The 13,797-nt window shown below is 58.6% G+C and carries 12 protein-coding genes; 2 read left to right on the forward strand and 10 right to left on the reverse strand.

What is annotated here, in order from left to right:
• Window positions 1-78: 78 nt before the first annotated feature.
• Window positions 79-1,182, reverse strand: a complete 1,104-nt coding sequence (locus JJQ51_RS10290) for a saccharopine dehydrogenase family protein (RefSeq protein WP_113353694.1) — start codon at window positions 1,180-1,182, stop codon at window positions 79-81.
• 138 nt (window positions 1,183-1,320) lie between these two features.
• Here JJQ51_RS10290 and JJQ51_RS10295 point away from each other — a divergent pair, with 138 nt between their 5' ends.
• Window positions 1,321-1,752: an Lrp/AsnC family transcriptional regulator gene (locus tag JJQ51_RS10295; protein ID WP_041678395.1), complete on the forward strand. Its 432-nt coding sequence runs from the start codon at window positions 1,321-1,323 to the stop codon at window positions 1,750-1,752.
• A 9-nt stretch (window positions 1,753-1,761) separates the two neighbouring features.
• On the opposite strand, the gene JJQ51_RS10300 is transcribed toward JJQ51_RS10295, so the two are convergent.
• From JJQ51_RS10300 to JJQ51_RS10335, 8 genes are all read right to left on the reverse strand, one after another.
• Window positions 1,762-2,583 (reverse strand): ABC transporter ATP-binding protein, encoded by an 822-nt coding sequence (locus JJQ51_RS10300; RefSeq protein WP_113353693.1) that lies wholly within the window; start codon window positions 2,581-2,583, stop codon window positions 1,762-1,764.
• A complete protein-coding gene (locus tag JJQ51_RS10305) occupies window positions 2,580-3,569 on the reverse strand; it encodes an ABC transporter ATP-binding protein (protein ID WP_113353692.1) in 990 nt (329 codons plus the stop codon). The genes JJQ51_RS10300 and JJQ51_RS10305 overlap by 4 nt, the downstream gene beginning before the upstream one ends.
• A gap of 3 nt (window positions 3,570-3,572) precedes the next feature.
• On the reverse strand, window positions 3,573-4,430 hold the full coding sequence (locus tag JJQ51_RS10310) for an ABC transporter permease (protein ID WP_113353691.1): 858 nt from the start codon (window positions 4,428-4,430) through the stop codon (window positions 3,573-3,575).
• A gap of 3 nt (window positions 4,431-4,433) precedes the next feature.
• A complete protein-coding gene (locus JJQ51_RS10315) occupies window positions 4,434-5,438 on the reverse strand; it encodes an ABC transporter permease (protein ID WP_113390417.1) in 1,005 nt (334 codons plus the stop codon).
• A gap of 117 nt (window positions 5,439-5,555) precedes the next feature.
• Window positions 5,556-7,457 carry an ABC transporter substrate-binding protein gene (locus JJQ51_RS10320; RefSeq protein WP_113353689.1) on the reverse strand — a complete coding sequence of 634 codons (1,902 nt, stop codon included), beginning with the start codon at window positions 7,455-7,457 and terminating at the stop codon, window positions 5,556-5,558.
• A gap of 191 nt (window positions 7,458-7,648) precedes the next feature.
• A complete protein-coding gene (gene arfA / locus JJQ51_RS10325) occupies window positions 7,649-9,157 on the reverse strand; it encodes an arabinosylfuranosidase ArfA (RefSeq protein WP_113353688.1) in 1,509 nt (502 codons plus the stop codon).
• A 218-nt stretch (window positions 9,158-9,375) separates the two neighbouring features.
• Window positions 9,376-10,305 (reverse strand): ArsR/SmtB family transcription factor, encoded by a 930-nt coding sequence (locus tag JJQ51_RS10330; protein WP_069614498.1) that lies wholly within the window; start codon window positions 10,303-10,305, stop codon window positions 9,376-9,378.
• A 181-nt stretch (window positions 10,306-10,486) separates the two neighbouring features.
• Entirely contained in the window at window positions 10,487-10,987 is a 501-nt protein-coding gene (locus JJQ51_RS10335; RefSeq protein ID WP_113353687.1) for an invasion associated locus B family protein, read from the reverse strand.
• Window positions 10,988-11,346: 359 nt separating this feature from the next.
• On the opposite strand from JJQ51_RS10335, the gene JJQ51_RS10340 reads away from it, so the two are divergent.
• Window positions 11,347-12,369, forward strand: a complete 1,023-nt coding sequence (locus tag JJQ51_RS10340; protein ID WP_113333283.1) for an LLM class flavin-dependent oxidoreductase — start codon at window positions 11,347-11,349, stop codon at window positions 12,367-12,369.
• 149 nt (window positions 12,370-12,518) lie between these two features.
• Here the strand turns inward: JJQ51_RS10340 and cml are convergent, their stop codons facing one another.
• A complete protein-coding gene (gene cml / locus JJQ51_RS10345) occupies window positions 12,519-13,715 on the reverse strand; it encodes a CmlA/FloR family chloramphenicol efflux MFS transporter (protein WP_113353686.1) in 1,197 nt (398 codons plus the stop codon).
• Window positions 13,716-13,797: the final 82 nt, after the last annotated feature.

Genomic DNA, 13,797 nt, shown 5'->3' on the forward strand with positions numbered 1-13,797 from the left:
AGCAGCGCCGTTTCCAAGGGCCAAACGCATGTGGCGCCCGAAGGCGCCACATTTCAAAACAGCAATAGGAATAGCCGCTTAGACGGCTTCTTTCATCCTGATTTTCTCAAGGCTGTAAACCTGTCCGAAGCGATTGGCGAGGAAATCGCCGAGATCGATTTCTTCCTGGCAAACGAAGCCCTTGGAGGGCAGCTTGCCTTGAGCGAGAAGATCAAGCACGGTGGTAATGCCGGCGGCCGTGGTGATCTGGATGGCGCTCATCTTCTTGCCGGCAACAATGCCTGCATAGACCTTGTTGGCATAGGTTTCCTGCATGTAGCGGCCCTCGCGCCAACCGCAGACGGTGACGAAAACGACGACCACGTCCTGCATGGTGGCGGGCAGCGCATTTTCGAAGAGATCCTTCAGCACATCGCGACGGTTCTTGAGGTTGAGGTCGTTGAGCAGCGCCTTGATGATGGCCTGATGGCCGGGATAGCGGATGGTGCGGTAGTTCATCGTCCGCACGCGGCCAGCAAGCGTCTTGGCGAGCGTGCCGAGGCCACCTGACGTGTTGAAGGCTTCATAGGTGACACCGTCGAGCGAGAATTCCTCACGCTCTTCCATCGCCGGAACGGTGACGAGCTTGCCTTCGACGATCGCTTCGCAGGGCTCGATATATTCGTTGATGAGGCCGTCCGTGCTCCAGGTTAGATTGTAGTTCAGAGCATTGGAGGGATATTGCGGCAGCGCGCCGACGCGCATGCGCACGCTGTCGAGGCTGTCGAACCGCTTGGCGAGATCGTTGGCGACGATCGAGATGAAGCCCGGCGCAAGTCCGCATTGCGGGATGAAGGCGGTGTTTGCTCCCTGAGCCAGTTCCTCGACCTTCTTGGTCGTCGCGACGTCTTCGGTGAGGTCGAGATAATGGACGCCGGCTTCAAGTGCCGCTTCCGCGACGAAGCCGGTGAGATGGAACGGTGCTGCCGACAGGACGGCGAACTTGCCCTTCAGAATGCCGACGAGCCCGGCGCGGTCGGCAATATCGACGGCGGCGGTGGAAATCGCAGGGTGACGATCGATCTTGTCGAGCTGCTCCTGGCTGCGGTCGGCGACGACGACCTTGTAGTCGCCCGTTTCGGCCAGCATCAGAGCGATCGCCCCACCGATCTTGCCTGCACCGATGACCACTATGTCTTTCATATGACTCCCCTGCATTTCATTGATAAGATTTTTATAAGTGTAGGTAGGAGTTGAACGATTCATAGCGACGAAAAATGCATTTCGTTGTACAAAACTATACAAATTGACGAATAGAATTTACAAAATGCAGGAAACACCATGCAGGTCACCGATAAGGACCGCGAACTGATCGCCTTGCTCGGCCAGAATGCCCGAATGCCTGTTGCGACACTCGCTAAAAAGCTGTCGCTGTCGCGCACCACCGTTCAGGCGAGACTCGAGCGGCTGGAGCGGGAGGGCGTGATTGCGGGCTATGGCGTGCGGCTGTCCGAGACCTATCTGTCCGGCCTTATTCGGGCGCATGTGCTGATCACGATCGCGCCGAAGGCATTGTCAGCCGTGACCGCCTCGCTGAATGCTATCCCCGAGGTAACGACGCTCCATTCCGTCAGCGGCACATTCGATCTGATCGCCATCATCGCAGCACCCTCGATCTCCGAACTGGATCAGCTGATCGACGGCATCGGCACAATCGATGGCGTCGAACGCACATTGTCGTCCATCATCCTTTCGACGCGAATCTCGCGCTAAAAACAAGGTTCAGCCAAGCGCCGGCTCCATCTCGGGCGTGGTGGACAAGACCGCTTCCTTCAAAGCCTGCGAATAGGGATGCTGCGGATTGTCGAGAACGGCACGCGCCCCGCCCTGCTCGACGATCTCGCCCTTCTTCATGATGATGATGCGATCACTGATGTAATAGGCAGTCGCCAGATCATGGGTGATGTAGATGATCGACAGCCCTAGCTCCTTCTTCAGCTGACCGAAAAGATTGACGATCGCCATTCTCAGCGAAGCATCGACCATTGAAACCGGCTCATCGGCCACCAGCAGGCGGGGCTGCGGTATGAGCGCGCGGGCAATGGCGGTGCGCTGCAGCTGGCCGCCCGAAAGCTCATGCGGAAACCGTCCCTTCACCTCGGCAAGTGTCAGTCCGATATGGGCAAGCGCCTCATCGGCAATACGCTCGACATCGGCTCGGCTTGGCTTTGGACCCATCGGCGCGAAATTCCTTGCCGTTTCAAAAAGATATCGATCAACCCTCTTGAGTGGGTTGAACGCTTCGAACGGATTCTGAAGGACCGGCTGCACCTCCCGCATGAAGGCGCGCCGCTCGGACCGGCCATGAACGGCGACGGCTCTGCCGCGAAAATTCAGGCTGCCGGATGTCGGCGCCGTCTGGCCGAGGATCATCGACGCGATGGTGGATTTGCCAGAGCCCGACTCGCCGACGATCGAAAGGATTTCCGGCTCCTCTCCGAGGCTCAGACTGACATCGCGAACCGCCGTGATATGACGACGGCTGAGCATGCCCCCTTGGCGATAGATCTTGCTGACATGCGAGAGTGAAAGAAGATCGCTCATCGCGCCCCTCCCGTTACTGCGAAGCAGGCGACGCGCCGGTCCGGCTCGACGTTCACCATAGGCGGCACTTCGCGGCTGCAAATGTCCATGCGCTTCGGGCAGCGCGGATGAAAACGGCATCCCTCCGGCGGCATGGCCAGATTGGGCGGCCTGCCCTCGAGCGAGGGGCGCGTCGAGGCATCGCCGATCCGCGGCAGGCTTGCGACCAGATGCTGCGTATAAGGATGAAGCGGCAGGTGAAAAAGCTTCCGCGTCGGCGCCTCCTCCACCAGCCGGCCGGCATAGACGATGCCGATACGATCGGAGACAGCGGCGTGAACGCCCATATCGTGGGTCACGAACAGGAAGGACGAGCCCATCTCGCGCTGTATCTCCCGGATCATCTGCAGCACGTCGCGCTGGACGATGACATCGAGCGCGGTCGTCGGCTCATCGGCGATAATGAACTCCGGCGTCAGGATGGTCGCCAGCGCGATCGTCATGCGCTGACGCATGCCGCCCGACAATTCGTGCGGATAGGCATCAAGAAGATTCGCATCGAGCTTCAGCCGCTGAAGGTGAGCGCCAACCCGATCGAAGAAGGTGGCGCGATCGGCCTTCATATGGCGGAAGGCGAAATCCGTGAACGAATGCCGGATACGGCGCACCGGATTGAGCACATTCATCGATCCCTGCATGACATAGGAGAGATGCCGCCAGCGAAGCGATGACCGCTGCTCTGCCGTCATGGCGTAGATATCCTGCGTCCCATTGTTGAAATGGAATTTGACGGCACCGGAGACGACGCGCAGCGGCGGCCGGATGGCGCCGGCGATCGTCTTGATCAGCGTCGTCTTGCCGCTGCTCGATTCACCTGCAACGCCATAGATCTCGCCGCGGCCGATCGACAGGCTGACATCGTCAACCGCCCGCACTTCACGATCGACGCCGTAAAGAAAGGCCCGGTAATAGGCCTTGAGGTTGTTGACCTCGACGACAGCCTCCATGCCTCAGCCTCCCATCCGGTTCAAACGACTGCGGGGGTCGTTATATTCATTCATCGACATCGACAGCAGGAAGAGCGCCATGAACAGCACCACGATGGCGGCAACCGGCGCTGCAACCCACCACCATGTTCCGGCGATCAGCGCCGAATGCGCATTGGCCCAGTAGATCATCATGCCCATGGTCGGCGTCTCGATATCGGTAAAGCCGAGCACCGCAAGCGTAATCTCCATGCCGATCGACCAGATCATATTGTTCATCGTGGTGGCGAAGACGATCGGCAGTACATAGGGCAGATGCTCCTCGACGAGGATCTTGCGCATGCTCATGCCGGAATAGACGCTCTGCGTGGTGAAAGGCCGCGTCTTCAGGCTGATCGCCACCGAGCGGATCAGGCGCGCGTCGTACGACCAGCCGAGCGAGGCCATGACGATGATGAGCACCGTCCAGGTCATTTCATCCTTGAGTACGAAGTAGAACAGGATCAGCAGCGGAAACTGCGGAATGACCATGATGCTGTCATTGATCGCCATCAGCACGCGATCGACGGCACCTCCGGCATAGCCGGCCACCAGCCCCACGACAAGCGAGATGATGCGCGAGAGAATTGCGACGCCGATGCCGAAATAGAGTGTGTTGCGGAGCGCTGTCGTCAGCTGCCAGAAAACATCCTGGCCGCGCGATGTCGTGCCCAGCCAGTATTGCCCATCCGGCGGCATGTCGGGCGGCAGCAGATAAAGATCGGCCGGGCCATAGGGCGAGAAATAGGACAGGATCACCAGCCCGACGATGACGGCAAGCAGCAGAAGGCCGCAAAGGAATTCCATATTCTGGCGTGCGAGGTCGCGAACGATCGTCAGCATGGCCTACTCCACCTTGATGCGCGGGTCGATCAGCGGACCCAATATGTCGATGATGAAGACGGCCGCGGCGACGCCGACGATCGACAGTGCGCTAAGCCCGAGGACGAGACTGTAATCGCCCGCGTGCACGGCCGAAATCAGGAGATTGCCGATACCGGGATAGCCAAAGACGATTTCGGTGATGACCGTGCCGTTGAAGACGGCGCCAAGGGACATGGCAAGGCCGGTAAATTGCGGCACCATGGCATTGCGGGCGATGTAGGAGCGCAGGATCTTGCGCTTCGGCACGCCGCCGAGCTCGGCGAAAACAACATAATCCTCGGTGATGATATTGGAGACGAGCGCCCGCATGCCGATCAGCCAACCGCCTGTCCCGACAAGGATCAGCGACAGCGCCGGCAGGATGGAGTGGCGGAGAATATCGAGCACCAGCGTAAAGGACAGCTGCAGGTTGGTGTTCATCTCATAGCCGCCATTGATGGGCAGAATCGGCCAGACATAGCCGAAGAGAATGATGAGAACGAAGGCGAGGATGTAATAAGGGATCGGCTGCATGGCGATGAAAACCAGGCTGACGGCCTTCAGCACCGAGCTCTTGCGATAATATCCTGCGAGCGCGCCGATCATGTTGCCGAGAATGAAGGTGAGGATGACGGAAACCGTCATCAGACCAATCGTCCAGGGCAGCGCCCTCGCGATGATGGCGGAAACCGGCGTAGGGAATGCCGACAGCGACGGCCCGAGATCACCGGTCGCAAGACGCCCCCAGAAATGTAGATATTGCTGCCAGATAGAGCCCTCGAGGCCATAGAGCTCACGTAACGACTGACGCATCAACTCGACAGCGCGGGGATCGGATTGGCCCATCTGCTGGATGGTCCCGATGCTTTCCTCGACAGGATCGATCGGCGTCATGTGAGTGATGAAGAACGTCGCGGAAATGCCGAGGAAGACAACGAGCAGGAATTGGCCAAATCGTCTCAATACGAAAACTGGATAGGACGTCATGCCGCCGTCTTCCTCGCTGCTTGCGCTTCATCATCAATTCAAAAGATTCGCCGGACGTGCCTAGTGTCCGGCGAAAGGTGCCTGATGCGGCGATTGCCGCATCAGGGTCGGGAGAAATCAGGGCTGTGCCGGCTTCAGCTTGACCATCATCAACCGGGAGTTCGCCCAATTGGGAACGGGGTCCGTATAGGGGTCGGCAATGGTCGGATAGCCTTTCCAATAGGTGGTATCCATCGAAGTGAAGACGTTATAGGACATCAGCGGAATGGTCGGCATCTGCTGGGCGACCAGCTTCAGATAGTCCTTGCCAAGTTCGATGCCCTTCGGATCATCGGCGCTGATGCGGCGGATGTTTTCGATGATCTTGTCGAGATCCGGATTGGACCAGCGCTGCCAATTGCGCGGCGCCTGGTTCTCACCCTTCTTGGCGACAAACTGCGAATGCCAGCTGTCGAGGAAGAAGGACAGATCGGGATCGCCGCCCCAGGTCTCGACACTCCACGCAATCGCGACCTGATAGTTGCCGGGCTGCAATCCCGCCTGCCAGACGCTGGTGGATGGAGCAGCTTTGGAATCGATCCCGAAGGCTGCCCATTGCTGAGCGATGAGAGTGCCCGCACGGGTAAAGACGGAGCGAGTGTCGCCTTCGACCGTTAGACGGATCTTGAACGGCTGCCCGTCAGGCGTCATCCATTTGCCGCCGACCTTCTTGAAGCCGGCCTTTTCCAATAGCTCGCCGGCGGCCTGCGGATCGGGCTTCCACCAGCCATAGCCGAAGGCACTGCTGATCGCGGCCGGATCGGTCGGGATCTGATCCTTGTATTTCGGCTGCTTGCGCAGGATATCGGCAATCTGCTGACCGATCGTCGGATCGTATGGCTTGATCTTGCGCTTGCCGGTATCGATCTCGAAATTCTTCAGCCAATCCTGCATCGGCGCCTGATAATCCGTCATGGCGACCGCCGTCGGCGGAACGCCGAGTGCGGAGAGCGTGGCGGCGCCGCGATAGCTCGCCATATCGACGGCCTTGATATCGATGAGCAATGCAAGAGCCCAACGGACATCGGGATTCTGGAACAGCGGGTCCTGATTGTTGAAGATCACGGCGGGCAGCGTCGGATCCGGATGCGCGAAGGGGAATCCTGGGAACCAGCTTTCGACGGTCTTCGACTTTTCCTTCAGCGTGAACATGCCTTCCGGCGTATTGTCGTGAATGATATCGAGATTGTGCTCGAGCTGCGCGATCGTGCGCTTATCCGGCGGGCCTGGATCGACATAGGTGACATATTTCGGGGCCGGCTCACCGAAACGGCCAAGCGATGTGCGCTGCCAGTCGTCGCGCTTCTCCCAGGTGTACCATTTGCCCTGCGGATCGTAGGCCTTTAGCTTATAGGCGCCGAGCGAGACGGGATTGGCATTATCATAACGAACGGGATCGGCGACCTTCTCGAAGACATGCTTGGGCATGATCCACGCGCCGTTCCAGCGAACAGTGAAGATGGCGTGGAAACGCGAATTCGGCTTCTTCAGCTTGAAGACGACCGTATAGGGATCCGGCGCCTCGACGCTGGCAACCTGAACCGAGAAGGCCGCGCTCCAGTTCATGCCCGGATGGTCCATCTGGGTCTTGACGGTGTAGACAACGTCATCGGCGGTGAATTCGACGCCGTCACTCCAATAGAGGCCCTTGCGCAGTTTCACCGTCATCTGGGTGAAATCGTCATTATATTGCGGCTTGTCGGAAGCAAGCGAGTTGTCCCAGGCCGAGCCGCCCAGACCTTTCTCCGGATCGATGTACCAGAGCGTGTCCATCGTCAGCTGCTGAAGGCCAGTCGAAACACCGCCGCCACCATTGACCCAGATGTTGAACCAGCCTGGATTCTTGATCGTTCCTTCAGGGTTTTCGACGATCAAGGTCTCCTTGCGGGGCAAAGAGGTATAGTCCTGAGCCTTGGCCGCAGCGATGAGGCCGAACGTGGCCAGCGCGGCGCCGAAGGCAAGCTTCTTCCACTGCTTCATGATCTCCTCCCATTTTTATCGACTGCGCGGACGCTCAAGCGATAGTGAGCAGACCGCGATTTCACCCTTTTTCCCGGCCGGCGGCACAAAGTGGCGTGCGGCTGTCCGGGCCTGCAATGGGTCCTCAGCCGCCTCCTCGCGACCATCAGACCGTTTTCAGTGCCGGGTGCATTCGCCCCGGCCACAAGGTGTCAGACTGCCAGTCGGATCACCGTGTAGGATAGCGGCTTCAGTGTCGCGCGAAGCCGTCCATCCTCGATCTTGGCGTCGCCCGTATTGGTTGGGACGACTGCGTTCGGATGCGCTGCCGTGTTGGTCGCCTGCAAATCGCTGTGAACCATTTCATGCTGTTCGACGACACGGGCTCCGGCAAAGCCTTCGAGGCGCGTATCTAGATCGAGCGCGATGTCGGGATGGCGGTTGACGGCAAAGAGCGTAACCATCTTTCCGATCTCGTCGTGAACGGCCGACACATCGAGATAGGGCACGTCGTCGGCCTCGTCGCTGTCATAGGTCGGGCCGTCGGTGACCAGGCGCAGCGCGTAGCCGCGGCCATATTTCGAGGCGAAATAGAGCGGATAGTAAATCGTCTGCCGCCATGCCGGGCCTCCGTCCTCCGTCATAATTGGCGCGATGACGTTGACGAGCTGGGCAATACAGGCAATGCGCACGCGGTCGGAACGGCGAATGAAGGTGTTGAGAATGCCGCCGACCTGCAGCACGTCCTCGAAATTATAGACATCCTCAAGCAGATGCGGCGCATCCGGCCATTCGTCGCGCGCAAGGATCTCCTTGTCCTGCTGGTTGGAGTGATACCAGACGTTCCATTCGTCGAAGGAAATGCCGATCGTCTTCTTCGAGCGCTTCTTAGCCTTGATATAGTCGATGACGCCGCCGATGGTGACGATATAGCGATCGAGTTTCTCGGCTTTGGCGAGATAGTTCAGCGTATTCTTCTCGCGATTGGCGAAATACATGTGCAGCGAGATATGATCAGCGCTGTCGTAGCACTGCTCCAGAACCTGGGCTTCCCAATCGGGGTAAGTCTTCATGTCCGAGTTGGACGAGCCGCAGACCACCAGTTCAAGCGATTTATCGAAGCCGCGCATGGCCTTGGCGGTCTCGTCGGCCAGGCGGCCATATTCGTAGGCAGACTTGTGACCGACCTGCCAGGGACCATCCATCTCATTGCCCAGGCACCAGAGCTTCACTCCATGCGGATCAGCCCAGCCGTGCTTGCGCCGCAAGTCCGACCAGTATGTGCCGCTCGGATGATTGCAATATTCAAGGAAGTTTCGTGCCGCATCCAGCCCGCGCGAGCCGAGATTGACGGCAAGCATCGGCTTGGTATTGGCCTTCTTGCACCAATCCACGAATTCATTGACGCCGATCTGGTTGCTCTCGCGCGTCCGCCAGGCAAGATCGAGGCGCACCGGCCGCTCAGAACGGGGCCCAACGCCATCTTCCCAATTATAGGCTGAGACGAAATTACCCCCCGGATAACGGCAGTAGGGCGAGTTGAGCTCGCGCACCAGCTCAATCACATCCTTACGGAAACCGTTCTCATCGGCAGTCGGGTGGCCCGGCTCGTAGATGCCGCCATAGATCGCCCGACCCAGATGCTCCAGAAAAGAGCTGTAGAGCCGATCATCGATGTCGGCAATTCGGAAATCACGATGGACGATCACATGCGCCTTCACGGCCTTCCTCCCATATATATCAGATATTTCGTTCTTATACCTTGATCTTGATACACTTTTGAAAGGCCGTCAACGCACTCACGGAGGAAAATATCGCAGAAACCACAGGAGCGGCACGCACGGAATGACAAAACTCTCCGTGAAATCAGTGATTTATGAAAAATATGACTTATCGGAATTCAACTCCGACAATATGCTATGTATCATAAATTACGATACTATTGCGCCAAATCGATGCGCATGAGGATATCGCGGCCATAATTGCCGAAGCCGCGGCCGAAGATATTGATGCCACCGGTGTTGCGCGCATCGTCGGCGATACCGATCCGCAGACGGATCGAGGAATGCTGACTGATGGCAAGGTCATCGATCGTTACATCGGAAGAGGCGACCCCGTCGATGAACGTGCCCTTCTTGGAGATTCGCCAGGTCTTGAGCTTGCCGTATTGAGAACCTTCCAGCTTCCACCAGCTTGGCGTGAAGGCCCCGCGCTTGTCGCCGTAATCGCCGGGAGAGGTCCATGTGCCAACGGCAACGCCGTTGATCCAGACAGTGATGTCGGACGGCCAATCCGGATTGGTGCCGGGCACTTCGGATGAGAGCTCCATCGAGAATTCGATGGCGTTGACGTTTCGATTCAAGATCTTGGCATTGTTGGGGAATTTATATTCGACATGGCCGCGGCCGAACCAGAGAAGACCGGCCTGCATGCGTTGTGGGTCGAGGAAATAATCGGGAACATCGAGTAGGCCGATGACGCCCTCGGTGGAGCACAGGCCACAAGGCGCATGCGTCTCGCAGCTCGTGTAGAGACCGATTGGCATGGCAACTTCGATCACGTCCTCATCATGCTTGAAGGCCTGGTCCTCGAAGCTCAACAGGATTTCGTCGTAAAGCGCGGTGCAGATCTTTTGGTAGCCTTTTCGCGCTTTCGCAGCCTTGGTTTCGACAAGACCGGCCTCCTCCAGGATCATGATGCCCGTCGCGACAGTCGATTGCGGCAGATCCAGTTCCCGGGCGATCTCGTTGACATTCAGTGAGCCTCGGGCGCAAAGCAGCTTCAGCATGTCGACGCGCGCTGGCGCCGAAAGCGCCCTGAAGACTGCAGCGTTCTCACCCGCATAAATTGTCAGAAAGCCGCGCTTCATTGAATCCTGAATTCCCCATCAATAGATCTCATTTATATCAGGATTTTTGATTTCACAAGAGATATCAGTTCGAAAGCCCTGACTGGCGCCTTCTCCGCGGAATGAGAAGACGCCAATCCGCTTGTCCGCTACACAACCCGCTGCAACGAAATCGCCGGTAGATCCTCGGACGCCGCCGGCCTCACCGGCAAGTCTCTATTCGCTTCAACGCGGCTGTAATGCCGGAAAGAGAGTAGGAATAGCTCGTCTCAGTGCCTCGTTTCGAGGTTGCCTGCAGCTGCAGCTGCGCGCCGCCTTTCATGGCGTTGACCATGGTCGGCTCCTGCGCCTCGTTCCTTACCCAGCCGTGCCGGTCTTTCGTAAACATCGGGAATGTCTTATCGCCAACCGTCGCCGTCATCTGCGCCCCGTCTTTCAGGTCATAGCCCATTGCCGCCTCCGGAACCAGTTTGTCACCGGGAGACAGGCGCGAGACGATGAAGAAATTGTCGCCGTGGTCGACGCTGGCGGGCTGCTGCGCAACCGGTCTCGATAAAACATAGCAACTGACGCTGTCGCCGGACTTATAAGAATACGCGCCCCAATGATCGAATTGATCGATACGGACGGGCACTTCCGCATGCGCGATACCGGCGCTGAATGCGACGAGGACCAGAGCCGGGGCGAAATTTCTTGCAAACATAGTTTCCTGCCATTTCTTGTTTCAAGGACATTGAAAGCGAGAGATGCACTCACACGCGCGGCAGTTTCGGTGCGGTGCGTTATCCGATTGTTAACGTCTTCGTTAAAATTTGTTCATGTTAGGAAGCGCGTAAGAAACCATATGTGGGAAGAACGCAACCTCGTCGGCATTGACGATCAGTTCACAGTTTGCGCTGTTCCATCCGCTGCATCCATGCACATATAGCCGCCTGAACCTTCGGCTTTTGCAAGCCATGCCATGAAGACGCAAGCAAGCGGCGCCTTTGACGCGCCGGTTTCTGCATGGACATGCGTGATGCAAAAGCAGGCCGTGCTAACCGGATATAATAGGATTGTACCATGAAGAAGATCGGTTTCCTTTCATTCGGCCACTGGACGCCGTCGCCGCAATCGCAGACGCGCTCGGCAGCCGACACGCTGCTACAGTCGATTGATCTCGCCGTCGCGGCGGAACAGCTGGGAGCGGACGGCGCTTATTTTCGCGTGCATCATTTCGCTCGCCAGCTCGCATCGCCCTTCCCGCTGCTGGCGGCTGTCGGCGCCAAGACCAGCCGCATCGAAACCGGCACCGCCGTCATCGACATGCGCTATGAAAACCCGTTCTACATGGCCGAGGATGCGGGCGCTGCCGATCTTATCGCCGGCGGTCGGCTGCAGCTCGGCATCAGCCGCGGCTCGCCCGAACAGGTGATCGATGGATGGCGCCACTTCGGTTATGCGCCGATGGAGGGCGAGAGCGACGCCGACATGGGCCGCAGGCATACGGAAGTGCTGCTCGATCTGCTGCGCGGCGAGGGCTTCGCACAGCCCAATCCTCGGCCAATGTTCCCCAACCCGCCTGGCCTGCTGCGCCTCGAACCCTACTCCGAGGGTTTGCGCGAGCGGATCTGGTGGGGTGCCGGCTCTAATGCCACGGCCGTATGGGCCGCAAAGCTTGGCATGAACCTGCAGAGCTCGACGCTCAAAGACGATGAAAGCGGCCTGCCCTTCCACGTCCAGCAGGCCGATCAGATCAGGCTCTATCGCGAGGCCTGGAAAGAAGCCGGGCACAAGCGCGAGCCGCGGGTTTCGGTCAGCCGCAGCATCTTCGCGCTGGTCAACGATCTCGACCGAGCCTATTTCGGCCAGAGCGGCCAGGATGCAGACAAGATCGGCTTCATCGATGAAAAGACGCGCGCCATCTTCGGCCGCAGCTATGCCGCAGAGCCGGATGTGCTGATCGAACAGTTGGCAAAGGACGAAGCCATCGCCGCGGCAGACACGCTGCTCTTGACCGTGCCGAACCAGCTCGGGGTCGACTATAACGCCCATGTCATCGAGTCCATCCTGACCCATGTCGCGCCGGCATTAGGTTGGCGCTAGGACGGCTGCGAATGGCGAAGGTACGTCTGCCGACGGCGGGGTTGCGTGAGGCAGAAAATGGAAGAAACGAAATTGACCGCCCGCGAAAGCCAGCTTTCGCGGGCGGTCGTTTCAGATTTTACATCATGAGCGGCGCAGGGCTCCGCAGATCAAGCCAGGGCATTGTGACGCCGCAACAGATGAAGCGCTGCCAGCACCAGCAACGCCATCAGCGTGGCAAAGCCGACCAGAGGCCATGCACTATCGCCATCCAGCGCTGTGACGGCCAGAGTCCCGATGAGACTTACGATCAGACTCTGAATGCAGAAATAGAATGCCACGGCCGATCCGGCGATATCGCCGAACTCCGCCAGCGCCCCATTTGCCGTCACCGATCCCGCAAAGACGATGCCGACCGCCATGATCCACATCGGAAGCACGAAGCTTGCAAAGGACGGCATCCCATAGAGCTGACCGAGACCAAGAGCTGCCGCACCGATCAGAAGCAGTCCCATACCCCGTGCAGCACAGCCCGCAACGCCCCATCTTTCCACAAACAATCGGGCAAAGCGCGCCGTGATAATCATCACGACGGCGACCGTCGCAAATGCGATGCTGAAACCGAGCTCGGAATAACCGGCCCGGCCGATCAGCACGCGCGGAGCGGTCGAGAAGAACACGAAGAATGTGCCCATGCCCGCGCTGAAGGCCAGTGTATAGGTCCAGAACGATCGGCTTTTAAAGATCGGCCATATGGAACGGCGTGGACCGGGGGCGCCCTCGGGGCACGTTTCATGCCATTTCACAACAGCATGGATACTTGCAAGAAGCGTCAGCATCGCGAGCACCATGAAGATGGCACGCCATCCGAACCGGTCGGCGATCATCGCACCGGCTATCGGTCCAAAGGCCGGCACGAAGGACAGAATCGAGCCGAATGTGGCATAGATAATGGCCTGTTCAGGACGATTGCCGTAGACATCCCGCACGGTCGCGAAGGTCGCGACCAAGGCTGCCGACGCGCCTATGGCCTGCAGCAGGCGGCATAGCACGAAGATAGGCGCACCCCATGAAAGGGCTGCTCCGAGAGAGGCGACGGCAAATAGAACGGCACCGGAAAGCAGGACCGGGCGGCGGCCGATGCGATCCGAAAGAGGGCCGAACACGACCTGTCCGAGACCCAGCATGATCATATAGAGGCTCAACGTCAGCTGGATCACCGCAGGCGTCGTGTTGAGAATACCGGGCATCGACGGCACGACAGGAAGGTAGATATCCATGGCCAGTGAAGCGAGGATATCAAAAGGCGCCATCAGCAGCAGTGCCGCCGGCAGCGAATAAGCCCAGGACGGGCGTATGTCAGACATGAGAAAATTCCGCTCGAAAGAGAGATCGGGCGGCGCCTGCCACTGGCATCAATGGGAATGAGTTCGACAGCACGCCGCAACA

The organism is Rhizobium sp. AG207R (assembly GCF_027109195.1).
Lineage (GTDB): Bacteria > Pseudomonadota > Alphaproteobacteria > Rhizobiales > Rhizobiaceae > Rhizobium > Rhizobium dioscoreae.